At 54.1% G+C, this 26,285-nt stretch carries 24 protein-coding genes and 1 tRNA gene; 21 read left to right on the top strand and 4 right to left on the bottom strand.

The genetic code is table 11. The features are described from left to right. The first annotated feature begins 181 nt into the window (after positions 1 to 181). Positions 182 to 610: an Hsp20/alpha crystallin family protein gene (locus tag HMPREF1527_RS04765; protein WP_016477571.1), complete on the top strand. Its 429-nt coding sequence runs from the start codon at positions 182 to 184 to the stop codon at positions 608 to 610. 222 nt (positions 611 to 832) lie between these two features. Here HMPREF1527_RS04765 and HMPREF1527_RS04760 read toward each other — a convergent pair whose 3' ends face one another. After that, complete coding sequence (locus HMPREF1527_RS04760) at positions 833 to 1,663, bottom strand: MBL fold metallo-hydrolase (protein ID WP_016477570.1); 831 nt, start codon at positions 1,661 to 1,663, stop codon at positions 833 to 835. A 94-nt stretch (positions 1,664 to 1,757) separates the two neighbouring features. Between HMPREF1527_RS04760 and tilS the strand changes: the two genes are divergently transcribed. From tilS to HMPREF1527_RS04740, 4 genes are read left to right on the top strand one after another with little or no spacing between them, the layout of a single operon-like run. Next, positions 1,758 to 3,323 (top strand): tRNA lysidine(34) synthetase TilS, encoded by a 1,566-nt coding sequence (tilS, locus tag HMPREF1527_RS04755; RefSeq protein ID WP_016477569.1) that lies wholly within the window; start codon positions 1,758 to 1,760, stop codon positions 3,321 to 3,323. 24 nt (positions 3,324 to 3,347) lie between these two features. Then, on the top strand, positions 3,348 to 3,896 hold the full coding sequence (gene hpt / locus HMPREF1527_RS04750; RefSeq protein WP_016477568.1) for a hypoxanthine phosphoribosyltransferase: 549 nt from the start codon (positions 3,348 to 3,350) through the stop codon (positions 3,894 to 3,896). A 24-nt stretch (positions 3,897 to 3,920) separates the two neighbouring features. Beyond that, on the top strand, positions 3,921 to 5,114 hold the full coding sequence (locus HMPREF1527_RS04745; RefSeq protein WP_016477567.1) for a pyridoxal phosphate-dependent aminotransferase: 1,194 nt from the start codon (positions 3,921 to 3,923) through the stop codon (positions 5,112 to 5,114). 33 nt (positions 5,115 to 5,147) lie between these two features. Further along, positions 5,148 to 5,951: a PHP domain-containing protein gene (locus HMPREF1527_RS04740; RefSeq protein ID WP_035433702.1), complete on the top strand. Its 804-nt coding sequence runs from the start codon at positions 5,148 to 5,150 to the stop codon at positions 5,949 to 5,951. A gap of 93 nt (positions 5,952 to 6,044) precedes the next feature. Here HMPREF1527_RS04740 and HMPREF1527_RS04735 read toward each other — a convergent pair whose 3' ends face one another. Next, complete coding sequence (locus HMPREF1527_RS04735; RefSeq protein WP_016477565.1) at positions 6,045 to 6,914, bottom strand: exodeoxyribonuclease III; 870 nt, start codon at positions 6,912 to 6,914, stop codon at positions 6,045 to 6,047. A gap of 125 nt (positions 6,915 to 7,039) precedes the next feature. On the opposite strand from HMPREF1527_RS04735, the gene folP reads away from it, so the two are divergent. Both folP and HMPREF1527_RS04725 read left to right on the top strand, forming a co-directional pair. After that, complete coding sequence (folP, locus tag HMPREF1527_RS04730) at positions 7,040 to 8,476, top strand: dihydropteroate synthase (protein ID WP_016477564.1); 1,437 nt, start codon at positions 7,040 to 7,042, stop codon at positions 8,474 to 8,476. Between the two features lie 6 nt (positions 8,477 to 8,482). Continuing rightward, positions 8,483 to 9,208 (top strand): hypothetical protein, encoded by a 726-nt coding sequence (locus HMPREF1527_RS04725; RefSeq protein WP_016477563.1) that lies wholly within the window; start codon positions 8,483 to 8,485, stop codon positions 9,206 to 9,208. On the opposite strand, the gene HMPREF1527_RS04720 is transcribed toward HMPREF1527_RS04725, so the two are convergent. Further along, the gene (locus tag HMPREF1527_RS04720) at positions 9,189 to 9,956 is read right to left on the bottom strand and encodes a type III pantothenate kinase (RefSeq protein WP_016477562.1); all 768 of its coding nucleotides are present in this window, start codon (positions 9,954 to 9,956) and stop codon (positions 9,189 to 9,191) included. The two genes, HMPREF1527_RS04725 and HMPREF1527_RS04720, sit on opposite strands and share 20 nt — an antisense overlap. A 124-nt stretch (positions 9,957 to 10,080) precedes the next feature. Here HMPREF1527_RS04720 and rpmE point away from each other — a divergent pair, with 124 nt between their 5' ends. From rpmE to rbr, 10 genes are all read left to right on the top strand, one after another. After that, positions 10,081 to 10,506, top strand: a complete 426-nt coding sequence (rpmE, locus tag HMPREF1527_RS04715; protein WP_016477561.1) for a 50S ribosomal protein L31 — start codon at positions 10,081 to 10,083, stop codon at positions 10,504 to 10,506. A 143-nt stretch (positions 10,507 to 10,649) separates the two neighbouring features. Beyond that, positions 10,650 to 12,962, top strand: coding sequence for a DNA polymerase III subunit gamma/tau (gene dnaX, locus HMPREF1527_RS04710; RefSeq protein WP_016477560.1), 2,313 nt, complete (start codon positions 10,650 to 10,652; stop codon positions 12,960 to 12,962). Continuing rightward, positions 12,962 to 13,300 (top strand): YbaB/EbfC family nucleoid-associated protein, encoded by a 339-nt coding sequence (locus tag HMPREF1527_RS04705; RefSeq protein ID WP_016477559.1) that lies wholly within the window; start codon positions 12,962 to 12,964, stop codon positions 13,298 to 13,300. Before dnaX ends, HMPREF1527_RS04705 begins: the two co-directional genes overlap by 1 nt. After that, complete coding sequence (gene recR / locus HMPREF1527_RS04700; RefSeq protein ID WP_016477558.1) at positions 13,300 to 13,911, top strand: recombination mediator RecR; 612 nt, start codon at positions 13,300 to 13,302, stop codon at positions 13,909 to 13,911. Before HMPREF1527_RS04705 ends, recR begins: the two co-directional genes overlap by 1 nt. Positions 13,912 to 13,928: 17 nt before the next feature. After that, positions 13,929 to 14,621, top strand: a complete 693-nt coding sequence (locus tag HMPREF1527_RS04695; protein WP_016477557.1) for a hypothetical protein — start codon at positions 13,929 to 13,931, stop codon at positions 14,619 to 14,621. Positions 14,622 to 14,776: 155 nt separating this feature from the next. After that, a tRNA-Asp gene (locus tag HMPREF1527_RS04690) sits at positions 14,777 to 14,853 on the top strand. A gap of 328 nt (positions 14,854 to 15,181) precedes the next feature. Further along, positions 15,182 to 15,841 (top strand): HAD family phosphatase, encoded by a 660-nt coding sequence (locus HMPREF1527_RS04685; RefSeq protein WP_156825453.1) that lies wholly within the window; start codon positions 15,182 to 15,184, stop codon positions 15,839 to 15,841. 93 nt (positions 15,842 to 15,934) lie between these two features. Next, the gene (locus tag HMPREF1527_RS04680; RefSeq protein WP_016477555.1) at positions 15,935 to 16,468 is read left to right on the top strand and encodes an Rrf2 family transcriptional regulator; all 534 of its coding nucleotides are present in this window, start codon (positions 15,935 to 15,937) and stop codon (positions 16,466 to 16,468) included. After that, complete coding sequence (locus HMPREF1527_RS04675; RefSeq protein ID WP_016477554.1) at positions 16,431 to 17,417, top strand: A/G-specific adenine glycosylase; 987 nt, start codon at positions 16,431 to 16,433, stop codon at positions 17,415 to 17,417. The genes HMPREF1527_RS04680 and HMPREF1527_RS04675 overlap by 38 nt, the downstream gene beginning before the upstream one ends. A 57-nt stretch (positions 17,418 to 17,474) precedes the next feature. Further along, complete coding sequence (rbr, locus tag HMPREF1527_RS04670) at positions 17,475 to 18,020, top strand: rubrerythrin (RefSeq protein WP_016477553.1); 546 nt, start codon at positions 17,475 to 17,477, stop codon at positions 18,018 to 18,020. A gap of 140 nt (positions 18,021 to 18,160) precedes the next feature. Here the strand turns inward: rbr and nth are convergent, their stop codons facing one another. Next, positions 18,161 to 18,868, bottom strand: coding sequence for an endonuclease III (gene nth / locus HMPREF1527_RS04665; RefSeq protein WP_016477552.1), 708 nt, complete (start codon positions 18,866 to 18,868; stop codon positions 18,161 to 18,163). Positions 18,869 to 19,327: 459 nt separating this feature from the next. Between nth and glgB the strand changes: the two genes are divergently transcribed. The 4 genes from glgB (at position 19,328) to glgD (ending at position 26,177) form a co-directional block, all read left to right on the top strand. After that, positions 19,328 to 21,370 (top strand): 1,4-alpha-glucan branching protein GlgB, encoded by a 2,043-nt coding sequence (gene glgB, locus HMPREF1527_RS04660; protein ID WP_016477551.1) that lies wholly within the window; start codon positions 19,328 to 19,330, stop codon positions 21,368 to 21,370. A 77-nt stretch (positions 21,371 to 21,447) separates the two neighbouring features. Continuing rightward, positions 21,448 to 23,874 (top strand): glycogen/starch/alpha-glucan phosphorylase, encoded by a 2,427-nt coding sequence (locus HMPREF1527_RS04655; protein ID WP_016477550.1) that lies wholly within the window; start codon positions 21,448 to 21,450, stop codon positions 23,872 to 23,874. Positions 23,875 to 23,935: 61 nt separating this feature from the next. After that, on the top strand, positions 23,936 to 25,081 hold the full coding sequence (locus HMPREF1527_RS04650; RefSeq protein WP_016477549.1) for a glucose-1-phosphate adenylyltransferase: 1,146 nt from the start codon (positions 23,936 to 23,938) through the stop codon (positions 25,079 to 25,081). Between the two features lies 1 nt (position 25,082). Then, positions 25,083 to 26,177: a glucose-1-phosphate adenylyltransferase subunit GlgD gene (gene glgD, locus HMPREF1527_RS04645; RefSeq protein WP_016477548.1), complete on the top strand. Its 1,095-nt coding sequence runs from the start codon at positions 25,083 to 25,085 to the stop codon at positions 26,175 to 26,177. Positions 26,178 to 26,285 lie beyond the last annotated feature (108 nt).

Here is a 26,285-nt window from a genome sequence, read left to right as displayed (position 1 = left end):
TCCCCAGGTATTCTCGTCAGTAAAATCGCTGGAATATATGAGTTAATAACACTTAGATAACATATGTTATACAGGCTGAGAAATTTTCAAAATCTTGATTAAACTTCCTTGGATTGGGCATATAGAACAATGAACAACGGAGTGCCAGAGATGGCACATTACCAGCAAAGGAGTGGTTTTGATGAATGGTATGGTTCCTTTTGATCGTTACGCGCGCGGGTTAAGTAATTGGCCTTTCGGCGGAAGCCTTGAGAGCTTCTTCGATTCGCCGTTCTCGTCCACAAGCTCTGAAGCATTTCCAATGAACGTTGAAGACGCAGGAGAGAAGTATGTGGTGACCGCAGAGCTCCCCGGTCTTTCTCGTGAGGACATCGACGTTGAGTTGAATGAGGGTCGTCTGTCCATTACTGCTGAGCACAAGGAATCCGACGAGGAAAAGGGTAAGAATTACCTGCATAAGGAATCCTCTGAGTGGCGTGCGACTCGCGGTGTGTATCTGAAGGATGCGGCGACACAGGGTTTGAGCGCAAAACTCGATAACGGCGTGTTGACGATTTCCGTTCCAAAGCAGGACGAGAAAGCAAACGTTACCAAGATTTCTATTGACTAAGGCGGTTTGAATCGAGAGTCTTAACGAGAATCTGAGGAGTTAGAAAGACTTTCGTGCGTTTCTTTCCCAACAGCATCTCAAAGCGGCTTGAAGCAAAACTTCGAGCCGCTTTTTGTTTTCCTGCTTAGTCTCCCGCTTAGTTTTCCGCTTACATAGCCCGCCCAGGAGGCGTGCACTCCCAGAAGATACTTATGAGGCAATCTGTCCGTCAGGCGCCAATCCCTAGAGGATGCTTATGGGGCAATCTTGACTGGCGACAAGAATACGCAGGCCGGTGTCGGTACGGGCTTGTGTGAAGATGTCATTCTCAGGTTTGGCGTCAAGCGCGGCGGCAAGGGTGCGCACGGCAATACTTGGCTGGTTGTTCTCGCGTGAAAGATGCATACCCACGACCGCCTCTGTGCAATCGCTCACGAGCTCCATAACCGCGTGAGCTGCCTGTTCGTTTGAGAGGTGACCGCAAGGCCCTCCCACGCGGCTTTTAAGCATTTGCGGATAGGGTCCTGTGGCAAGCATGTGCTCATCATGGTTTGATTCGAGCGCCAAAATGCGCGCGCCCGCAAGGCGTAGAAGGGCGTCGTCGGTCAGAACGCCCGTGTCTGTGCAATAGCCGATACTATCTGTCTCAAGGTCCTTCTCGTCAAAGAGACTGAAGCGCATGCCGATAGGTTCGGCGACATCGTGCGACGTAGGAAAGGCGTGGACGGCAATCTCACCGATATGGGTAACACTGTCGCGAGCAATCTCGGAAAATGTAATGCCGGTCGTGCCCGCCCGGCCGGAAAGAACCTGCGCGGTGCCTGGCGTGGTAAAAACAGGAACGTCAAAGCAATTTGAAAATACGCGGAGACCGGAAACGTGGTCAGAATGTTCGTGAGTGATGAAAACAGCAGCTACGCGGCGCATATTGACGTGCATTTCATCCGCCCGGCGCAGCAGTTCTCGCTTTGAAAGACCGCAGTCCACAAGGATGCTGGTTCTTGGCCCTTCGACAATGGCGGCGTTTCCACCTGAGCCACTGGCAAGGATGTGCAGATGAATTTGGGGTGCCATAGAGTCCTTCGTGATTTAAACTTGCTTTAAACTGTGAGTAACGCTCAAAGTATATATAGTAGCGACATATACAAATTAGTGTTTGCGAGGTGCCGTGCCAACAGTTTCACGTCGATACGCTCCGTCCGCTTCCGACGCTTTGCCTGAGGGCGCTCCTGTGGTGCTGATGGTTTCAGGTGGCGCGGATTCGACGGCTTTGCTGGTCATGGCAGCGACAGAGGCGCTGGATCTTCAAGACGGTCGCGGACCTGTGAAACTCGCGCTTGACCGCCTGTGCGTTCTTCACATCAATCATCAGCTTCGTGGCGTAGACGCCGAGAAGGACGAGGAGTTTGTACGGTCCCTTTCCGCCCAATACGGCATTGCGTGTGTCGTACGCAGGCTGGATATCGCGCGTATCGCGGCGGACGAGCGACTGAACGTTGAGGATGCCGGTCGCCGCGCGCGCTATGAGGAGGCAAATCGGCTGGCAAATGAGTTGTGTGCCAGCGCCGGCGTGCCGCGATCGGCCGCTCGCATTGTGACCGCGCATAACGCCAATGACCGCGCGGAAACCTTTCTTATGAACGTGACGCGCGGAACGGGCGTCTCGGGACTCGCGTCTATCCCGCGCCGTCGCAATCGCATTGTGCGCCCTCTTTTGAGCCGGACGCACCTTGAGCTGTGCAACTATCTTGTTGAGCGTGGAATTTCGTGGCGAGAAGACCTTACGAATGTCAATACCTACTATCTGCGCTCGTACGTTCGCCATCAGGTAGTGCCGCGTCTTGAGGCGAGAAATCCGCGCGTGCTTTCCGCTATTGCGGGAACGTGCGACATCGTATCTGATGAGGATGCGTACCTGAACGGCGTCGCGACACGCCGTCTGCGGGAGCTGCTGATACATGAGAGCAAAGGTTACCTGATGCTCAACGCGGCGCAGTTGGCAGTAACTGAGGTGGTGATTGCGCGCCGTGTGGTGCGAATTGCGGCAAAACTGCTGACAGATGATCCGCGCTTGGAAGCGCATCACGTTGAAAGCGTTCTTGAAGCGGTGGCTGCGGGCAGAGGCTCGGTCAATCTGCCGCGTGATATTCAAGCTCGCGTTTCATATGGGACGCTTGCGCTTACGCGGACAGATCAGGAAGAGGAGCAAACGCACATTTCAAACGGCGCGCCATCTGCCTGGCTACCTGTTCCCGGGATGGTGCAGCTTTCAGAGGGCCGAACGCTTCGCGCACGGCTCATTCCGGTAGAGCATGGCCTTGATGTCGTTTCATTTGCGCAGGCGCATGGACGCGAATGGCTGGGAGAATCCGTGCTGCTTGACGCGGGTGCCGCGGGAATCGACGGTACGCATGGTGGCCGGCTCTGGGCAGGTCCTCCGCAGCCGGGAGACGTTCTCTGCCCTTTGGGTATGCACGGACAGTCAAAAAAACTTTCTGACCTGCTGAGTGCTTCTCGCCTCCCGCTTATCGAGCGCAATAGGGTGCCCATTGTGCACACATCGCCGAAAGGCCGCATCGTATGGGTTGCGGGAATTCGCGCTGATGAGCGATCAAAATGTACGCAAGATACAAAACTGCTGCTAGAATTAAGTCTTCACGAAGAGCCGTTAGGATTGCCGGACGGAGGTATCGGAGGCGTTGGAAGCACTGAAAATACCGAAAGCGCCGGATAGACACATTGGCTGAGAGGAGCCGTTATGACGGAAACGCATCCCGATATCGAGGAGATCTTGCTGTCAGAGGATGAGATACAAGAGGTTGTCAAACGTGTGGGCGGAGAGATTACTCGTGATTATGCGGATAAGAATCCTCTGGTCATTGCCGTGCTTCGCGGCGCTGTTGTGTTTATGGCTGATGTGATGCGCGCCATTACCTGCCCTATGTCTATCGATTTCATGGCTGTTTCAAGCTATGCCGATGGTGTGAAAAGCTCGGGAGTTGTCCGCATCGTAAAGGATCTTGACACCAAAATTGAGGGACGTGACGTGCTTATCGTCGAAGACATTCTCGACTCAGGGCTTACCCTTTCCTACCTCATGCGTATGCTGCAGTCGCGCAATCCCAAGTCGATTGAAATTGCGGCGTTTTTGGTAAAGGACATCGAGGGCAAGAGTCCGGCGGTGACGCCGCGCTACGTGGGAGCTCATGTTCCCAATGCCTTTGTGGTTGGGTATGGTCTTGACTATGCCGAAAGGTATCGCAACCTTCCATACGTGGGCGTTCTTAAGCCGTCGGTGTACGAGTAAGTCTGGAAGAGCGGAGGAGTTGTCATGGGCATCAATCAAACGAACCTGGGGTACGGACAAGCGAAGTCTGTCATTCGCGATATAGCCGAGTTCGCCGCACGGCGTCGCGAAGAGATTGGCGCCGAAAACGTCTTTGACTTCTCTATCGGCAATCCGTCAGTGCCCGCTCCGCCCGCGGTTCGCGCTTCTATTGAACATGCTGTGACGCTTCCGCCACAGGCAGTTCACTCATATACGGCTTCTATCGGCACGCCTGCCGCTCGTGCAGCGGTGGCTGCCTCGTTGTGCCGTCGCTTTGGCGCTGCTGCCGCAACGGCAGCCGATGTCATCATGACATGTGGAGCCGCCGCTTCGGTTTCAATGGCAATCAATGCTGTGGTTGTGCCCGGTGATGAGGTTATCGTTATCGCACCGTATTTTCCTGAGTATCGCGTTTGGATTGAGCATGCGGGAGCTTCTTGCGTTGAAGTTCTCGCTGACGAGAAAACCTTCCAAATCGACATTGAGAGACTTTCCGCGGCGATTACGCCTCAAACGAAAGCTGTCATAGTAAACTCACCCAACAACCCGGTTGGAGCGGTATATACGCGCCGGAATCTGGATATGCTCGCCGACGCGCTGCATGAGCGTCAGACTGCGTTGGGAACTGACATCTATCTGATTTCGGATGAGCCGTACCGCGAGATTGTGTATGGAGATGTAGACGTTCCTTGGATTCCTGAAGTATATGACCGCACGATTGTGTGCTACTCCTACTCCAAGGCATTATCGCTGCCCGGAGAGCGTATCGGCTGGGTATTCGTTCCACCTACAAATCCCGAGCATGACGAAGTATATGCTGCTTGCGCGGGTGCTGCTCGCGCTTTGGGGTTCGTGTGTGCCCCGTCCCTGTTCCAATTGGTGTTGGTTGATTGCGTCGATGAACCCGCTGATATTGAGGCATACGCGCGGAATCGCGATGTGCTGACGCAGGGACTTTCTGATCTGGGCTACGAATATGTTCAGCCTGACGGAGCTTTCTATCTGTGGGTTAAAGCTCCTGGCGATGACGCGCAGAAATTCTGCGAGCGTGCGCGCGCATACGAATTGCTGCCGGTTCCTTCAGATTCATTCGGTTGCCCCGGTTGGCTCCGCGTCAGTTATTGCGTGCCGTACGACATATGCGTCAATTCTCTTGCGGCATGGAAAAAAGCTGCCGAGGAGTGTGGCGTCCAGTAGATGTTCGCAAGGCGCTTGTAAGGAAGGGTTGCTATGCGCATACTTTGCGATGTACATACACATACGATGTATTCGCGCCACGCGTACTCCACAATGGAGGAGAACGTCCGAATGGCCGCTGAACAGGGTTTTGAGCTGCTGGGCTTGACAGATCACTTCTCGTCAATGCTGTTTGACGAGCAAACACTGAAGAACTTCCAATTCTTTCTGAACCTTACTATCGTTCCTGAGATCTGGCAGGGTATGCGCATTTTGTGCGGCTGCGAAGTGGATATTGTCGATCTTGAAGGGCATTTGTTCGCCTGGGATATTGCTGCTGACACCGCTATAAACGGCGATAAATTCGGCCACGCTCATAGTCTTGGCGAGCTTGTGCTTTCCCGCTGTGATTACGCGGTCGCAAGCATTCACGGAAAAGATTGGGCATGTGGAGCAACGCCCGCTCAAGTGACGCAAATGTATGTGAACGTGCTTGACAATCCGCATGTGCTTATTCTGGGTCACCTGGGCCGGAGCTTCCTTGATTTTGAGATAGATACACTGATTCGCGAGTGTCGCGACCGCGGCAAGCTGATTGAGATGAACGAGGCGACGTATGCGGCGGGTCCTGCTCCGGAGAAACAGGCGAGGTGCCGCCTCATTGCTGAGCGCTGCGCAGAACTTGGCTGCATGGTTTCATTTGGATCGGACGCGCACATTGCGACGCGTATTGCGCATGCGAATCACATATCCAACCTGCTTGATGAGGTTCACTTTCCTGAGGAGCTCATGGCCTGCCGGGACGCTAAGACGTTTTTGAAGGTAAAGCAAGAGGCCGGTGTCGAAACGGATTTCTAAGGATAAATTTGCCGCTGCAAGTGACTTCGTTGCCGAGAGTGTAGACCATCTCAGGCGCGCGTTATCGACAGTATCTGAGGCAGGCTATAATCCCTACAGCTCTATCGTCAGCTCCACTGGGCAGTGATCGCTGCCGTAGACTTCGTTCAAGATGGACGCGCCGGTTATCCGCTCGGCGATGCGGTCGCTTACCAAAAAGTAATCAATGCGCCAGCCGGCGTTGTTTTTGCGGGCGTTGAACCGGTAACTCCACCAACTGTAGGCTCCGGTAACGTCAGGATGACGGTAGCGGAAGGTGTCAGTAAAGCCCGCGTCAAGAAGCTTGGTGAAACTCTCCCGCTCTTCATCGGAAAACCCTGCGTTCTTACGGTTGCTGCTGGGATTTTTCAGATCGATCTCATGGTGGGCAACATTGAAGTCGCCGCAGGTAATGACAGGTTTCTGTTGAGAAAGACCTGCGAGAAAGTCACGGTATCGAGCGTCCCAGACCAATCGCTCATCGAGGCGCGCAAGCTGGTCTTTAGAGTTGGGTGTATAGACGTCGACAAACCAAAACTTCGCAAATTCCAAAGCGCAAATACGCCCCTCATCATCCGCAACGGGAGAATCGATGTGGCGAACTACCTGCAGAGGTTCTTCTCGCGAAAAAACGGCGGTACCTGAATATCCCTTGCGCTCGGCATAATTCCAAGTTTGATAATAACCGGGAATTTCGAGGTCAACCTGACCTTCCTGCAGTTTGGTCTCTTGGATGGCAAAGATATCGGCGTCAATGGTTTCAAGAACTTCGATAAACGATGGATCCTTCTTTAAGACGGCTCGCAGTCCGTTGACGTTCCACGAGGCGAGGGTATATTCGCGGGTCTTTGAGCTATCAGTGACAGGGGCCTCTGCCGCGTTGTGCGTTGATGCGCTGTGTGCCAGGGCGGTTTGCGATTGGTTGCAAGGTGATGGAGCGCTCATGATTTCTCACTTCCGTAGGCGATAACAAAACTATGGTAAATGAGAGAACACGCAAAAACCTCTACAATGGAAATGTTTATGACAAGCGCACCGGAGTCGGGACGCACTCGTGCAAGGAGGCCTTCATGCTGAGGCAAAGCTATACGACATGGCAATGCGGTAACCACACACTTTCCCTTGCCCGCCCGCGAATTATGGGCATTTTGAATGTGACGCCTGACTCGTTTTCTGACGGTGGCGAGAATATCAATGTAAAGACGGCGGTCAAACGTGGTCTCCAGATGCTCGATGAAGGAGCCGACATCATTGACGTTGGCGGCGAGTCTACAAGACCTGGGCATACACCGGTGGATTCAAGGGAAGAGGCTGAGCGTGTTGTTCCTGTGGTTCGCGAGCTTCTTAAAGCAGGGGCTTTAGTATCCGTTGATACGCGCCATGCCGAAGTGGCGCGTATGTGCATTCGCTTAGGCGCACAGATTATCAATGACGTTTCAGGCTTTACCGACCCTGAAATGGTCAACGTCGCCGCAGACTCCAAGTGCGGCTGCATTGTAATGCACTGGAACAAGGAAGGCTTGGGAGCGCATATTGAGCGTAAGCGTGTCGCCCTTGACGACAGCAGGCCGGCTCGGCCTGAAAGCGCCCGTTCTCTGACATCGCAGCGCCGCTTTACGCTGCCCGAAGAGGCGCCCATCATGCGCCAGATTATGGGCTTTTTGGGAGATCAGGCGCGCGTTTTGATGCGCGCAGGCGTTTCTCATGACCGCATCTGCATCGATCCCGGTCCTGGCTTTGATAAGTTCGCCGATGAGGATATCGTTATCCAGCGCGCGACGCGCTCGATGGTGTCTATGGGGTATCCGCTGCTCTGCGCGGTGTCTCGCAAACGGTTTGTGGGCGCGGTATCCGGAGTTGCGGCGGCGGTTGATCGTGATTTCGCGACGCAGGCTATCTGCATTGCCGCCATCACTAATGGCGCGAGAATCCTGCGCGTTCATGACGTGGCTGGAGCCGCTCAAGCCGTTAATTCTTTCTGGGCGATGACTCAAAAAGATCCGCGTCAGGGCTTTGTGGCGCTCGGTTCGAATGTGGGCGATCGAGTGGCGTATTTGGCTCGTGCAACGCAGCTTATCGATGAGATTCCTCTGACCTGCGTGGTTTCTGTAAGCCACGCGTACGAGACGGAGCCCGCATATGGCATTGCAACGCCGGTTGCCAACGCTGTGGCGGAGATTCGTACAGAACTACATCCGCTGGTGCTCTTGGGTGAGCTGCTCAAAGTTGAAGATGCCCTTGATCGTATCCGTAAGCCTGGCGAGGAGGGACACGGTCCGCGTACCATCGACTGTGACCTGCTCTGGGTTGAAGGTGAGGAACATGCGGGCAAGCGTCTGACGCTGCCGCATCCGCGTCTTGGCGAGCGCGATTACGTGCTTGTTCCCATGGAAGATTTGATGCACGATCCCGTTCGCTTCCTGACGCACAGCGGCGTTGAAGTTGTTCACGCGGACCAGCGCGTTGGTCACGTGACCGCCGACCTCGGCGATATTACGTGGGAGTAGCGCGGTATGGGTATGAGCGTTCTTGACGAGGCTGTCGAGCTTGCCAGAAGTGGTGGTCAAGCTGGTGAATTTGTGGCTGGTAAACATGCCGAGAGGCACGCGGAGAAAGCCAACGATGACAGAGACGCCAAAAACGCCGCTCGGGGCGAGAAGAACCTTGAGTTTGCGGTGATTCTTCGTCCCGATATTTCTATGCAGCAGATAACAGGCGTTCCCTATGTCGCGGCATATGGGCTGGTAAAGAACCTCAAAGGCTCCATTTCGAATATCGGCATCGCATGGCCATATGGCATCGTTGTCAAAGATGCGCCTTTTGGAGTTGTGCAGACGCGTGCCGGCTATACGGATGGTATGTTTGTTGTGTGTGGAATCTCATTCGACCTGAGGTGTCTTGATGCAAAGGGGCTTTTCGAGGCGGAGACGCTTCTCGCCGCAAAAGTGCTTGAACCGGCGGCTCTTGCAAAGGCGATTGTGTCTGCCGTGGACGTTTGGGCCAGCGACAGCAGGGCGGGTCGCGCTGCAGCAGGACCCCTCGCACCTATCCTGAGCGATTACTTTGACGTGATACCGCTTCTTGGACACAAGGTTGATGTGGTCTATCCTAACGGTAACGTAGCGTATACGGCGCGTTTTGGCGGCGTGGACGTATGGGGTCGTGCGATTCTTGTAGGCGCTGACGACAAAGAAACCGTTATCACTCCCGAACAAGCGTCTATCCGCGCTTCCAGATGAGATAAATGCCGCGTAGCGTAAGCTCCTGATCCACCACGTCAAACACATCGGTTGCCACGCTGACGGTTTTTGCAAGGCCGCCCGTGGCAATAACCTTTGCGCCGGTGATACCGGGTTCACGCAAAATGCGGGCTACCAGGCCTTCCGCCTGCGCAGCCGCGCCGATGACTAAGCCGGACTGGACAGCGCTTTCGGTGTCGTTGCCCAAAGCTGACGCGGGGGCCTCGATGGGGATGCTGGAAAGTTTTGCGGCGCGCTCAAAAAGCGCGTTTGCGGATAGTATGAGGCCGGGTGAAATGGCGCCGCCGCGATACGCGCCTGAATCGTCTACTACGTCGATATTCGTAGCGGTGCCAAAGTCTACGACCACAACAGGGGATCCGTAGCGTTCGCGGGCGGCGACGGCGTTGGCGATGCGGTCGGCTCCAACGCGTTCGGGATGTGGCATGTGTACGGGGACTCCCGTATTTGAGGCGGCGCTGACAGCAATGAGCGGCCGGTCAAGGAGTGCTTCAAAGCAACGTTTCCACGCGCGGGAGACGGCGGGCACCACGCAGGCGATTCCTCCGGCAGTGATGTCGTTAAGCGAGAAACCATCTTTCATAAAGAATGTAAAGAGACGACCGTGCAGCATATCGGCTGTTTCAGTAGTATCGGTGGACATGCGCCAGCCGTGAAGCATCTGGCCCTTCTCGTCAAAAAGGCCAAGGGTCGTTTGAGTATTGCCTACGTCAATAGCTAAAAACATGTCGCCTCCGTGTAAAGTGGGAAAGAGTTCATTCTATCCTAGCGAAACCGCGGGGACTCTGCTATACTCAGTCGGCTATTCCCTTGCTCTGGTCGGAAACCAGAGCCGATGTAAGGAGTCCTGTATGAAGCAAGGAATTCACCCTGAGTATGTAGAGTGCACGGTTCGCTGCACCTGCGGCAACACGTGGACTACCCGCGCTACCGTTCCTGAAATGCGCGTTGACCTCTGCGATAAGTGCCACCCGTTCTATACCGGTCAGCAGAAGCTCGTTGACACCGGCGGTCGCGTCCAGCGTTTCTCCGACAAGTTCGGCGAGGCCGCTTCCGCTCGTCTTGGCGCGGCAAAGGCTGCCAAGGAGGCAAAGGCCGCAAAGGCTGCCGAGCAAGAGGCCGCTCGTAAGGCTGCTGCTGAGGCGAAGGCCGCGGAGAAAGCAAAGCGCGCTGCGGAGTTTGCGAAGAACGCTCCCGCCGCTCCTGCTGAGGAGCCCGCAGCAGAGCCTGAGACGCCCGTTGAGACTGCTGAGACACCTACAGAGTCCGCGGAGTAATCACATCACGTTTTGTGAACTAAGCAATGCACGTTAAAGGAGCGGCTTCGGCTGCTCCTTTTTTATGAGGTCGTTTCTGGCGAGAAGAACGCGGAGACTGACGGGTATACTTAACACGTTCACTCGAGCGCGTCGGAGGACGTATGGAATCGCTGTATACAAAGTATCGACCGCAAACATTTGAGCAGGTCGTTGGTCAGAAACATGTTGTTGAGACGTTAAAGCGCGCGGTGCTTGAAGGCAAAGTCAGCCACGCCTATTTGTTTTGCGGTCCGCGAGGAACCGGCAAGACGACTATGGCCCGTCTGCTGGCAAAAGCGCTGCTTTGCCGTAAGGCGCCCGGTCAGCTTCCCGACGGTACCTGCGAAGAATGTCGTTTCATTGCGGCCGGCACGCATCCCGATGTAGTAGAGATTGATGCCGCGTCCAATACGGGCGTTGACAACGTTCGCGAGGAAATCATTTCTCGCGCAAATTATGCGCCGGTAAGAGGCAAGGGCAAGGTCTATATCATCGACGAGGTTCATATGCTGACCACGGCCGCGTTCAATGCTTTGCTTAAGACGCTTGAGGAGCCTCCCGCGCACGTAACCTTTGTTTTATGCACAACTGACCCTCAAAAAGTGTTGGGAACTGTTTTATCCCGCGTGCAGCGATTTGACTTTCACGCGATTGGAAATGAGGACATGCTGGAGCACTTGCAGTATGTGTGTGAGGCCGAGGGTTTCCGCTTTGACGTTCGAGCGCTTGAGCTGATTGTCCGCCACGCCCGCGGCGGTATGCGTGATGCGCTGACCTCTCTGGAGCAGCTTTCTGTCTTTGGCGATGGAGAAGTTTCTCTTGCTATTGCTCAGGACTTTTTAGGGGAAGCGTCAGGCTCACTTTTGGCTCATGTGTCCATGGCAATCGCCAAGCGTGATGTTGCGACCCTCTTTGATCAGGTCAATACGCTGGTAAACGCTGGCCGCGATGTGCTGCAGTTTACCCGGGAACTTGCAGCTCATGTGCGTAACGCCTACGTTATGGCGGCCGTTGGTGTTGATGCGGCTGCTCTCACCGTGACTGATGACGAGCGGGCGCAGCTCGCGCAGGAAGTTTCCGCGTATGGTTCTGTAGATAGGCTCGCTCGTGTTCTGACGATACTCGGTGACGCCTCAAGTCAGATGCGTACAGCCTCCAATCAGCGGCTGGTGCTTGAAATCGCGTGCACACGCTTGGCGCGACCTGAAGTTGATTTGACTTTGGAATCGCTTGCAGAGCGCGTAGCTGATGTAGAGCGCAAGCTGGAAAAAGCTGCTGCTTCTGGCTCTGTGCCCGCACCGATGTCTGCACCGGTACCAGCATCCGCTCATACACCGGCACTCACGACCGTGTCTACGCCTAAGTCCGCACCCGTATCAGAGCCTGCATCTATACCGGCACCTGCACCTGCGCCTACCACTGCGTCTACGCCTAAGTCTGCATCAGCACCTACGTCAGTGCCCACTGCTACACCTGCGCCTCAGCCAATCTCGGAGCCAGCTTCTGCCACCCCGCGCCCGTCTGCAAACGATGAAGCGACTCTAACGCGTACGTGGAAAGAGATTATCAAACAGTACATCGCAAAAGCTCCCGCCCACGGTGCCCTACTACAGGGCTCCACGCTCGCGTCAGACGATGGTTCTCATTTGCTTGTTCTTCTCCCTAAAGGTTCTGAGTTCGCAACGGCGATGCTGGAGCGAGAAGAGATTAAAAGGGAGCTTTTAGCGCTTATCGAGCAGACCTTGGGGACGCGGAGCATCGCGTACGGCGAGTCTTCGCTTCAAAATAAGGCGATTGCAGACGCGCAGCGGAACTTTGCTTCTCCACCTTCAGGAGAACTGCCGAGAAGTAGCATGGAGCCGGCAGCACCCGTTCCGTCTCCCGTGCAGGCTTCAGGCTCGTCTCCGCGCGCGGCGTCTAACTCCGTGCAGGAGACTGCACCCAAGGAAGGCGCGTCTGAGTTTCCTTTGCCGTGGGACGAAGTCTCCGCGGCTCCTGCGTCTCAATCCACACCCGCGACAGCACCATCCGTACCTGCAGTAGTGCAATCCGTGTCGATGACGGCGCCACAGTCCGTACCTACGGCAACTCAGGCGCCTGCGACACCAATGACAGAGCCTGCTCCTGCAAAAGAAATAAAACCAACAGCTAAGGCTTCCAATCCAGGCCCTACACCTGTTCAACCTAAAGTTTCCGAAGTCGCCGGTGAACTCACGGTTTCCGAACGCGCTGCTGAAACGGCTTCGTCCTTTGGCTCTTCTGCGGAGACTCCCTCTGGCGACAAGCATATGTCATCGAGTGAAATCGCTGAGCGCTCGGCGCTTCCAAAAGATCTCAGCAGCGTAGCTTCAATGCTTGAAGAGGTGTTTGGGCCTGCTGTTTCCGTTTCATTTGAATCAAACGATGAAGTATCTGCCAATGATAAGGAGAACTAATGGCTAAAGGTGGATTTAACAGGGGCGGCATGAACCGCAACCAGATGATGGCTCAAGCGCGTAAGATGCAGGAGCAATTGCTGGCAGCGCAGGAAAAGGCCGCATTGGCGTTGCATACGGCAAGCGCCGGCGGTGGAGCGGTCAAGGTCACCGTATCGGGTGATTTACGCCTCACGGACCTGCAGATTGATCCCGAAGTTTTGGATCCGGAGGACGTTGAGATGCTTCAGGACATGATTCTTGCTGCCACAAATGACGCTCTCGAAACTGCCGAAAAGGCGGCAAGCCAGGCGATGAGTTCGGTCACGGGTGGATTGAACATTCCGGGGCTCTTTTAATGGCGTTTGATTTGACAAATGACGGACGCTCGCTCCAGCGTCTCTTGGATGAGCTGGGGCGTCTTCCCGGTATTGGTCCTAAGTCCGCGCAGCGTATCGCGTACTATCTGCTTGAGACGGACTCCGAAGAAGCGCGTCGCCTGGCCAATGCGATTCTTGAGGTAAAGCAACAGGTGCATTTTTGTCCTACCTGCTTCAACTATGCAACGCGGGAAGAGTGCGATATTTGCTCGGATGGCTCCCGCGACCGTTCGGCGATTTGCGTGGTGTCTGAGCCGCGTGACGTTTCAGCTATTGAGCGCACGGGCGTGTACCACGGCCTCTACCATGTGCTCGGCGGCGCCATTTCTCCGATGGATAAAATCGGTCCGGAGCAGCTTCATATACGGGAATTGCTTGCCCGCTTGGCAGACGGAACGGTGCAAGAGGTGCTTCTCGCCACAAATCCCGACGTAGAGGGAGAAACTACTGCCACATATCTCGCGCGCATCATCGCGCCTTTGGGAGTAAAGGTGTCGCGTCTGGCGAGCGGTTTGCCCGTTGGCGGTGATTTGGAGTACGCTGATGAGGTAACGCTTGGCCGCGCCATTGAAGCGCGTCGCGAAGTGTAAGCGATAAAGGAGTTTTCATGGCAAACCACATGGCGGGTCGAAACCATATAGAGACTGAAACCGATGACGAGAAGACCCCGCGGGTATCGCCGGTAAAACCGGGAGATATCACTACGATTCATGCGGGCCAGGGCGCCCATATGGCTCGCGAGAAGATCGCGGATGTTGGAGAAGAGCCGGGTTTGAAAAACCGCCGTCGCACGGTTCTGCTCGTAATAGCAACAATCGTGGCCCTCATCGTCCTCTTTTTTGTGGTGCGCTGCGCGGTATCCTCTCCTGAGCCCGCTCCCGCTACGAAGACTCAGCAGAGCGATTCAGCCTATTCAGGTGAAAAGCAGCAGGACAAACAAGACGCGGACGGCACCATTACGTACCAAGGCTCAAAATATGCTATTGAGAAGCAGTCTGACGGTAAGTACGGCATTACACGCGATGGCGGTTCGGGCAATACAACGGTGGTATTTGAGGTCGATGGCACGCCGGTCAACCTCATGCTGTACAACGGAACAATCTTGGTTCCCGAGAATAACAATGGAAAATGGGACGTGGTAGCGTATACGATTGGTGATGGTGCCCTGCCGGTGCTGGTTGCCGACAAGGACGGCAATGTTGTCGGTGGCACGGGCACGATTGAGTCCGCTGAGCTTGACGGAGCGTCTCTGAAGGTGACCGATTCAAACGGCACTACCACTAACGTCGCCCTCGAATAAACGTTGCTCTCGAATAATGTCGCCTTTAAATAGGCTTTACCAGCGGTTGTATAGGTGTTTAAGGGGCGGTTCTGGAAAAAACTTGAATTCACCGGAAATCTTGCTAGACATAAGGGAACTTTCCCTGTAAACTTTCAATTCGCGCAAAGGCGTCCGGGGTATTAGCTCAGCTGGTTAGAGCGCCGGCCTGTCACGTCGGAGGTCGCGGGTTCGAGCCCCGCATATCCCGCCATTGCAACTTCAGCCTCCTTTGGGAGGCTTTTTTCTTAGCGGGCTTCCGCAGGCTGTAGGATCAAAAAATCAGCAGGCGCAGAATTGAGAAGGCCGGCAGGCCGCCCATCGAAGGAGCCCTGCAAAAAGAGCGGAAAACCGAAATCGGAGCTCCGACATAGCTTCGCATGTAAAGGGTGTATTTCGGATACGCATGGGAATATGTGTTATGGCGTGGTATCATTTCTTGCCGACAAAAAGAAGCCGGGACTGCGGGGCAACGTTGGCCGCACGCCGCCGGGCGGGTCTGCGAGAAAGGCGGTGAGGTACGCGTGGAGCATACAAGGAAAGTGGCTGTTTTTGATTTTGATGGTACGGTTATTTCCGGCCAATCAGGTTTTTTGTTCGCGGCGTACCTGTATCGCCAGCATATTTCATCATTAGCGCGAACGCTTCGGTTGGCCTGGTGGGGCATTCGCTATAAGTTCCATTTGCCGCAACGCCAGGAGGAAGCTCGAGAACTTGTTGTCGGAGCTCTGACGGAAATGAGCGCCGCGCAGGCGGATGAAGTCATGTGCTCATTTTATCAAGATGTCATTGCGCCGAGATTTCGTCCTGAAGCGCTTGCCGCCGCTAAGCGGTATCGCAGTGAAGGGTACGTCGTTCTTCTCGTTTCGGCGACATTTGTTCCTATCGCCGAGCTTGCAGCTGCGCATTTAGGCGCCGACGGTTTTATGGCCACGCGAATGCAGATTGCAAATGGTCACTATACCAGCCATGTCTTAGGGTCAGTTATTGAGGGTGCCGAAAAACCGCGTGCAGTTGAACGTTGGTGTGATGAGCATTTGGGCGCCGGGGCATGGAAGATTGTCGTTGCCTACGGAGATCACTATTCCGACGTTCCTCTTCTGGAGCAGGCGCAGGCAGCTCACGCGGTCTGTCCCGGTCCTACGCTGGCAAAAATTGCCCGTCAGCGCGGGTGGGAGGTTCTCAATTGGTCATCGGCGTAAGACGGTGAAGCTGAGCGATTGCTACGCCCGCAAACGGGCATGGTGCCTGTGAGAGGGCAACGCCTCGCATGAGGCTGGGGAGGACAGAACGACATGGAAATTTCAAGAAAAACCGATTACGCTTTGCGTATTTTGAGTGTTTTGATAAAACGGCCGGAAGAGATAGTTTCGGTTCGCGATGCGGCCGAATCATGCGGTGTTCCGTATTCGTTCGCCCGATCTATTCAGCATAGTTTAGTGAACGCGGGGATTATCGCATCCACACGCGGCTCTCGAGGTGGTATGACGCTTGCCATTGATCCCGATGCGACAACCCTGCTTACGGTGGTTGAAGCAGTTCAAGGCCCTGTTCTGATTTCCGACTGCGAATCGGCGGGTCCCGATAATACGCCCTGCCCGCGCAAGCCTTCCTGTTTTTTCAATCCCGTCTGGTGTAATGCCGAAAAGATACTCAGGACCTATTTCGCGTCGATTGCGCTTTCGCAGATTGTGAAGGAAGGTCTGGTGCCTGAACCGAATGGTGGATTTAAGCTGGTGAAAAACGAGACCGCGCTTCGGCTGGAAGAGATACAAGATCAAGTGGAAGACATTGTCGCTTCTTCACGAAACGCGGGTCAAATTGGCTAAAAAGAATTCCGAGGTTCTTGTCGACAAAGTCGGCAGCATGAGTGGCGTGCCGAGCGATGGCGCGCCGAACGCGCATGAGGATGCTGAAAGCCTTGCAGAGTTTCGAGCTCTTGTGCTGGAGTATGGACGAAAGCTGTATCGAGATCTTCCGTGGCGCCGGACGCGTGACCCCTATGCCATTTGGATTTCTGAGGTTATGCTGCAGCAAACGCAGGTGAGTCGTGTAGACGGACGCTGGCAGCGATGGCTTGAGCGATTTCCGTCAGTCGATGCTCTGGCTGCTGCCAGTCCCGCTGACGTCCTTGAGGAGTGGCAGGGTCTTGGATATAACCGCCGAGCACTTTCGCTTCATAAGGCTGCACAGATGCTTTCCAAAACCGGCGGAGCACTGCCTCAGGAAGTAGGGGAGCTCGTCAGACTTCCCGGTATCGGATCTGCTACGGCTGCCGGTATTCGGGCGTTTGCCCTCAATCTGCACGGGATTTATCTGGAGACCAATGTGCGAACGGTTTTTCTGCACGAGTTGTATCCCGAAGTCGAAGGAGTTCCCGACTCAGAGCTTGTTCCGCTGGTAGATGCGACCTGTCCGGCTGACGATCCTCTGGATGAGCACGCGGATGATAATCCAAGAGTCTGGTATTATGCGCTTCTCGATTACGGCGCGTGGCTTAAAAAAACCATTCCCAATCCAAGTAGACGCTCAAAGGCTCATGCACGACAGTCAAAGTTCGAAGGGTCACATCGCCAGAAGCGCGCCGAATTGCTGCGTCTTGTTTTGTCACATCGCGGCGAAGGTGGCGCGACAGCCGAAACCCTGTCGAAAGAGCTTGCCGCCGTTGAGCGAGAGGCCGGCCGAGAGAGCGTGACTATGGGCGTTACCCTGGACTTACTTGAAGAGCTCACAAAAGAAGGTTTTTGTCATCGTCAAGGTGACATTTGGCATTCATAGCGGGTATAATGCGCATGACGCTTTGGCCATTCCGGTCAAAGAAGGAGAGGAGAAAAAATGGCTGTTGATTTTGAGAATTCTCAGACAAAGAAGAACCTTGAGGCCGCGTTTGCCGGCGAGTCCCAGGCGTGCGTCAAGTATGGCTTCTATGCCAAGCAGGCGTCAAAAGATGGGTACCAGCAGATTGCCGATATCTTCAACGAGACGTCCGGCAACGAGAACGTTCACGCTAAGCTCTGGTTTAAGTACCTTCACGACGGCAAGGTTCCCGAGACCGCAGAGGCTCTGAAGGACGCCGCCGCAGGTGAGAACTACGAGTGGACCACGATGTATGCCGATTTCGCCAAGACCGCTGAGGAGGAGGGCTTCAAGGAGATCGCCGCGAAGATGCGTCTTGTCGGCGAGATTGAGAAGACTCACGATGAGCGCTACAACAAGCTTCTTGAGCGTGTCGAGTCCGGCGAAGTCTTTGAGCGCCCCGGTGTTAAGGTGTGGCAGTGCCTCAAGTGCGGTCACCTGCACGTTGGCCCGACTGCGCCAAAGGTGTGCCCTGTGTGCGGTCACCCGCAGGGATATTTCCAAGAGCGCGCGCTTAACTACTAAGCCTTGAGCTCAGTCTTACAAGCTCAGCCTTGCGAGACAGAGTAACAGCTATTCAAAAAGAGGCGTCCTTTTTGGGGCGCCTCTTTTGCTATCATGACCTGCAGTTCTTACTCATTTGCTGTCATGACCTGCAGTTTCACTTATGAAGATGATCTGCGCCTGGAGTTCTTCTCGCCGCCTCCTTTGAACCAGCGATTGGGTTGTTCAAAGGAGGGACAGATGTCTGCAAGCGGGCATGTCTCACAGGAAGGATTTCGGGCGGAGCACGTCTCGCGGCCAAAGTGGATCCATTCTTCATTAACGTCTTTCCAAAGCTTTCGCGGCAAAAGTGCGAGAAGATCCTGCTCAGCCGCAAGAGGAGTAGCGGCGGAGGTAAGTCGCAGGCGAGAAGCGATGCGGTAAACGTGCGTATCAACGGCAATGCCATCGACGGTATCAAACATCTTATTGAGCACAATATTAGCGGTCTTGCGGCCAACGCCCGGAAGCTTGACGAGGTCATTCATGGTGTTTGGAACTTCTCCGCCGTAGTCGGCTACAAGCATTTGAGCCATCTCAACGCAGTGTCTCGCTTTCGCGCGCCAAAATCCGATGGTGCGAATGAGTTCTCCGACTTCGGCCTTGCTTGCTGATGCCATCGCGACAGGATCAGGCCAGCGCTTGAACAGTTCAGGCGTTACCTTGTTGACGGCGGCGTCGGTGGTTTGCGCCGAGAGCATGACCGCTACAAGCAGCGTATAGGCGCTGCGGTAATCGAGCGCGCTTTCAACGTGTGGATATAAAGCGTGCAAACGGCGGCACGTTTCTATGCCGCGCTCGCGCTTCAGTTTCTTAGTTTCTCGGGGCATGACCTCTCCCTTGCGGCGCTCGCGTATGCCTCAGCCTGGCTTCTCACCCTGAGCGTGACAGTTACCTTAAGCTTGACAGCCCACCCTCAGCCTGGCGTCTTGCAAGCGCAAGCGCTTGGACGTTCTCTGACACTCCTTCAATATCATAGCGAAACCAATCGTTTCAAATGGATTGACGCGTGGCAATCATTGGCCAAGACAAAATCGCGAGGCGCGGCTAGTCCGGATAGAAAAAAATTCAGCTTATTTCAGCTCCTGGCGGAATTTCTGTGTCGATACGAAAAATAGAAAATTTTTGTTCTTGTTATCCACCGAGGTTAATCGACCGTTGAGCGCATTTCTGAATCAGATAGTTACACAATTAACTAAGCTTGAATAAACATCTGTGCAACTGTCATAGAATAGGATATGCGTGGCCTTTGGGGGAGCGGCGTTGCCCGGTTTGGGCTGGAGGTTTATATGAAAGTGAAGGATAGCTCGCTGTATGTAACAAAAGATGACATCTATCTCTTTGGGAAAGGTGAGTGGCATCAGAGTTACGAGAAGCTCGGCGCGCATGTGGCGATAGATGATGACGGTGTTGAGGGCTATCACTTTGCTGTTTGGGCGCCCAACGCGCTGTCAGTTTCCGTTGTCGGAGAGTTCAACGACTGGAACGATCAGATCAACCAGATGACGCGTACCCTGACGGGCGGCATTTGGGAAACGTTCATTCCTGAGGTCAGTGAGGGTGCGCTCTATAAGTATGCCGTTGAATCGGCGGGCGGCGAGATGATGCTCAAGGCAGATCCCTACGCCTTTTATGCGGAAATCCCCGCGGGAACAGCGTCACGCACGGCAGATCTTACCAGTCATACATGGAAAGATAAGAAATGGCTTACCGCCCGCAAAAAGCGCGATTTTCTCGCGAGTCCGCTTAACATCTTTGAAGTGCATCTGGGAAGCTGGAAGCGACATGCTGACGGACTTGATGGCAACGGTCCGGGTGGCGACACACCTGAGACTATGGGCGGCAGCTTCCTGACGTATGACGAGCTTTCAGTCGATCTGGTGTCCTACGTTAAGGAGATGGGCTACACCCATATTGAGCTGTTGCCGATTATGGAACACCCCTATGACGGCTCCTGGGGCTATCAGGTAACGGGCTATTTTGCTCCCACCTCGCGATACGGAGCTCCTCAGCAGTTCATGCATTTTATCGATGCCTGCCATGAGGCCGGTATCGGGGTCATTCTTGACTGGGTTCCCGGGGGCTTTTGTCGGGACGCGCACGGACTGGTGCGCTTCGACGGCGAGAAGCTCTTTGAGCGAGAAGAGCATCCTAACTGGGGCACCTACAAATTCGATTATGGACGCGGAGAAGTACGCAGCTTCCTCATTTCCAACCTGCTCTGGTGGCTTGGCGCCTACCATGCCGATGGTATTCGCATGGATGGCGTTACCAGCATGCTGTATCTGAATTTTGGCATTGATGATCCCGCCCGTAAGCGCTTCAACGAAGAGGGCACTGAAGAAGATAAGCAGGCTATCGAATTTGTGCGCCAGTGCAACGTGACGGCGCAAACGGACCATCCCGATGTGCTCATGATTGCCGAGGAGTCAACGGCGTGGCCGCTGGTAACCTATCCTCCCTCTGTCGGAGGCCTTGGCTTCCATCTCAAGTGGGATATGGGTTGGATGAACGATACACTGCACTATTGCCAGACGGACTTTCCGTTCCGTCCCGGCAATCATCGCCTGCTGACGTTCTCAACGATGTACCAGTTCAATGAAAATTTTGTGCTTCCGCTCAGCCATGACGAGGTTGTCCACGGCAAGTGCAGCCTGATTACACGCATGCCTGGCGATTGGTGGCGTCAGTTTGCCGGTATGCGCGCGCTGGCTCTGTATCAGATGACCCATTCGGGCGCTAAGCTCAACTTCATGGGCAACGAAATCGCGCAGTTTATCGAGTGGCGCTACTACGAGGGGATTCAGTACTTCCTTACGGAGGAATACCAGACTCACGCCGGCCAACAGCGCTTCATTGCCGCCCTCAATCATTTCTACGCCAGCCACCCGGCTCTTTGGCAGCACGCCTATGACGAGTTGGGATTTGAATGGATCGACGCCGACAACAACAACCAGTCTATCGTTACATTCATCCGTCGTGGCGAGAAGCCCAAGGATGACCTTGTGGTACTTCTGAACTTTGATGTCGCCGCGCATGAAGATTTTCGTTTGGGTATGCCCCGCGCCGGCCAATGGAGCGAGGTTTTCAACTCTGATATGGAAGAGTATGGCGGCTCGGGCGTTGTCAATACGGGCAAGCTGACTACCGAAGAAGAGGTGTGGAATGGCCGCGATCAGTCGCTGGTCGTCCGGGTACCGCCGCTCGGTGGTATGATTTTGGCGTACGAGGGGCCCTTGCCCAAGAAGACCGATAAAGAAAAGAAGGTGACAAGTACTACTCGCCGAAAAGCTACGAGCGCTTCTCGCCGTAAGCCGAAAAAGAAGAAGTAGAGACTCGTCTACGTGTCTAAGAGTGATACAACAGAAGGCGCGTAACGTGTTGGTTGAGGAGTTATTTTTGGAGAACCATGGCATCGGAAAAGATTTTTAAAGATAAGCAGGATTTTGAAGAGCAGTATCGCGCTCTGTGCGTGTTAGTGCTGGGAAAGGAATTTGACGTCTGCACCAATCAAGAGCGGTATTCCATTTTAGCAAGACTCATTGCTTCCAAATCCCGTGCTATCGCAGCCGAATGCCATCCCGTGAAGGCTAAAAAAGTCTATTACTTCTCGCTTGAGTTTTTGCTTGGACCACTGCTTGACAACTATCTTTTGAACTACGGCCTTCGAGATCTCGTGGCTGACGCCGTCGAGGATATGGGTTCTTCACTTGAGGTACTGATTAAACAAGAGGTTGATCCGGGTCTTGGTAACGGCGGCCTTGGTCGTCTCGCCGCCTGTTTTCTTGATTCTATGGCGCATGAGGGTATGGCCGGCTATGGCAATGGCATGCGTTACCGTTACGGCCTCTTCCGTCAGGAAATCAAGGGCGGGCGCCAGGTTGAGCGTACCGATAACTGGCTGGCAAACGGCTTTCCATGGGAGTCGCGCAAAGATGACTCCAGCGTCGTAGTGCGTTTTGGCGGAGATGTCATTCGCCATCAGGACGAATCCGGTCGTTTTTGGTTTACCCAGGAAGGTGGTGAGCCTGTTCGAGCAGTGCCGTATGATGTCCCCATTGTTGGTTATGGCGGAAAAACGGTGAATAAACTGCGCCTTTGGTCTGCTGAGCCCTACGAGGAGGACTTTGATCTGGACGCCTTCAACGAAGGCGATTACGCGCGCGCCAATGCGTTCCGCTCAGATGTCGAGGCAATCTCAACTATCCTGTACCCAAATGACGCGGGAGAGCACGGGCGTATTCTCCGCCTCAAGCAGGAGTATCTGTTTGTCAGCGCCGGCTTGCAGTCGATTTTGCGCACCTATGTGGCTGAGTTTGGCGAGGATTGGGATGCCTTCGGTGAGCGCGTATGCATCCACACGAATGATACGCACCCTGCTATGTGTGGACCTGAGCTCATGCGTTTGCTCGTTGATGAGCATGGATTGGACTTTGACCGGGCCTTTACGATTGCCTGTTCGGCTATTTCGTATACCAACCATACCGTTATGCCTGAAGCGCTGGAAAAGTGGCCTATAGAAACCTTCCGTCATCTGTTGCCGCGCCTCTATATGATTATCGAAGAGGTCGATCGCCGGTATCGCGAAAAGCTCATGCATGAGGAAGGCAACGCCGACCTTCTCGCATCGACCGCGGTGCTTTGGGACGGCCAGGTGCGCATGGCCCATCTTTCCATTCTGTTTGCGCATTCGGTCAACGGCGTCTCCGACCTACATACCAGCATTCTTGAGCAGAGCGTTTTGCGTGATTTTTATCGCCTTCGCCCGGAGATTTTCAACAACAAGACCAATGGCGTATGCCACCGTCGGTTCCTAGCCGAGGCCAATCCCGCGTATGCGAAGCTCATTACCGACGCCATCGGTACTGGTTGGCTTGATGACGCCAATGAGCTTGAGCGCTTGATTCCCTACGAGCAGGACGCGTCGTTCCTTGACAGTATGGAAGAGGCAAAGCGTGCCGAGAAGGAGCGTCTTGCCGCCTATATCGCTGAGACCGCGGGTATTCAGGTAGACACAAAGACTATCTTTGACGTACAGGTCAAACGATTCCATGCGTACAAGAGGCAGCTCCTGAACGTATTCAAGATTTTGGATCTCTACAACCGTATGTTGGACGATCAGAATTTCAGGCCTGCGCCAACCACCTTTATTTTCTCGGGCAAGGCAGCTCAGAGCTATACGCTTGCCAAGGAGGTCATTCGCCTCATCAATTCGGTTGCCGATGTCATTAACAATGACTCGCGTATCGAAGGCCGCTTGAAGATTGCCTTCGTGCCTAACTTTGCGGTTTCAAATGCTCAACTCATTTACCCTGCAACTGAGATTTCGGAGCAGATTTCCGTGGCCGGCGCCGAAGCTTCAGGTACCTCCAATATGAAGCTTATGATGAACGCCGCCATTACGCTTGGTACCTACGATGGTTCAAATGTTGAGATTTCCCAGCTTGTTGGGGAGAATAACATCAAGATATTCGGGCTCCGCGCGCATGAGGTGGAGGAGCTCTACGCCTCTGGCTCATATTTTGCCTGGGATCAGGTGAATGCGGACCCCGGTCGTTTAGGGCGCATCGTTACCATGCTTACCGATGGTTCGCTTGCGGGTCTTTCCGGTAACTTTGAATCTATCCGCGATTATCTTATGGCTGGAAACGATCACGACTTAGTGCTGAAAGATTTTTATTCGTACGTTGACTCATGGGAAGAGTTGACGGCCTCGTACAAAGACCGTCGCGCTTGGAACGCCGCGGCTCTGCACAATACTGCAAAGGCCGGGTTCTTCTCGAGCGATCGCACCATACGTGAGTATATGCACGATATTTGGAATGTTGGGGAGTAAGTTTGGAGTTGTAACGTAAGTGTCGCTCTCTGTACGTTGGGGGATATGGGAGGAGATTGACATGAGTAAAAGGGAATGTTTGGCAATGCTTTTGGCTGGCGGACAAGGAAGCCGCCTCGGAGCGCTGACCAGTAGTGTCGCAAAGCCGGCCGTTTCGTTTGGAGGCAAATTCCGCATTATTGACTTTGCGCTTTCCAACTGCACAAACTCGGGTATCTCAACGGTGGGCGTATTGACCCAATATCGCCCTTATCTCTTGCACTCCTACATCGGCACCGGTAGCGCATGGGATTTGGATGAGCTTGGCGGAGGCGTTTCCGTTTTGCCGCCGTTCTCAACGCAAAAGGGTGGCGCGTGGTATGAAGGCACGGCTGACGCCGTTACCCAAAATATCGGTTATATCGAGCAGAACAAAAGTGAGTATGTGCTGATTCTTTCGGGCGATCAGCTGTACCGTATGGATTATGGCGAAATGCTTGCCTGCCATAAGGAGCACAACGCGGACCTTACTATTGCCGTCATGCCGGTGCCATGGGAAGAAGCTTCTCGCTTCGGCATTATCACTATCGATGACGATGGCCGCATTACTAAGTTTTCCGAGAAGCCCACGCACCCCGATTCCAACTTGGCGTCAATGGGCATTTATATCTTCTCTACCGATCTTTTGATTGAGGCGCTGAAGGTTGATGCTCTTGACCAGCAGTCAACGCATGACTTTGGCAAAGATGTTATTCCGCGTCTTTTAGACGAGGGGAAGCGTCTGTATACCTATCGCTTTGAAGGTTTCTGGCGTGATGTCGGCACGATTTCCAGCTATCACGAGACCAGCATGGATTTGCTGGGGCCGGAGCCTGCCTTTGACATCTTTACCTCAGATTTTCCCATTCTCTCAAACGCTTCCACCCGCCCGCCCGCGTATGTTGGCCCGTACGGCAGGGTTGAGGACTGTCTTATCGGCAATGGTTGCATCATCAACGGCACTGCTCACCATTCAATCCTTTCCACTGACGCGGTAATTGAAGCGGGAGCTCGTGTTGTCGATTCGGTGCTGTTGCCAGGCGCTCACGTCAAAGCTGGAGCGCAAGTTGTCCGCGCCATCATGGGAGAGAACTCCACTGTTGAAGAAAACGTACAGGTGGGAAGCGTGGACCAGACAAAGGATACTGCCGTTATCGGTAATGACGTTGTGGTAGGAAGGGGTGAGTAGCATGAAAAAAACAATCGGTCTGATTACATGCAACTACTCATCAAAGCATACTGAACTTTCAAATGAAGTACGCCCCATCGCGTCAATGCCGTTCCTCGGCCGCTACCGTTTGGTTGACTTTGCCCTGTCCAATCTGGTCAATTGCGGCATTCGCACGGTCGGTGTCATTATGCCTTTCAATTACCGCTCACTGATTGACCACATCGGATCCGGTAAGGCATGGGGGCTTGACCGTAAAACTGGTGGACTTTTCGTATTGCCTGGTTCAGCCTTTGGAACTTCTCGCACAGGCGCGCGCTTCCTGCTTCGCGATTTGATGACAAACCGCGTCTATCTTGAGCGCTCCACCGCTGATTACGTGGTGTATACAAGCGCTAACTTTGTTTACAACTTCGACCTCAATAAGATGCAGGAACACCACATCGCTTCCGACGCTGACATTACGGTGCTCTGCAATGAGGCTCAAGGTCCCAACGTGGACGCGACGGCGTTTGAAGTTGACGATGAGGGATACGTCGTTGGCATGCATAATTCAGTCAATCACGGTGATGTTCAGTCACTTGACTGCTTCATCATTTCGCGCACAAAACTCATGGAGATGCTTGACTGGTACGCCGCGACGGATTACCTAGATCTCTTTGAGGCGCTCAGGTCGGATTACGGCCGCGTCAAAGTTCAGACGTACTTCTTTAACGGCTATGCGCGCGGAATTTTTGACAAAGACTCACTCTATTATGCCAATATGGATGCCCTGAATCCTGACGTTGCCGCCAAGCTGTTCCCCGATGGCAATATTAAGACGAAGGCTCACGACACCGCTCCCGCAAAGTTTGAGATTGGCTCCAGCGTGACCAATTCAATGATTTCCGCAGGTTGCCGCATTTACGGCACGGTTACCGGCTCCGTTTTGGGTCGTAAGGTTATCGTTGAGCCTGGAGCTGTCATCCGCGATTCCATCGTGATGCAAAGCTGTATCGTCAAGAGCGGCGCCGTCATCGACCGCGCTATTGTTGACCGTGACAATGTCGTTCAAAGTGATACGGAGCTTCATGGTACGCCGGAGCATATCCTTATCCGTAAAAAGTATACGGAGTAGGAAACGCGAGAGACGTTGGCTGTAAGAGCGCATCTAGCATGTTTGCTGAGGTGAATATGGAGCGCAAAAAAACATAACAGCTCGAGAAGTTTTTATCTACCCCGGTTT

This window comes from Atopobium sp. oral taxon 199 str. F0494 (assembly GCF_000411555.1).
Taxonomy (GTDB): Bacteria; Actinomycetota; Coriobacteriia; order Coriobacteriales; family Atopobiaceae; genus Lancefieldella.
This window is presented reverse-complemented; position numbering and strand designations above follow the sequence as displayed.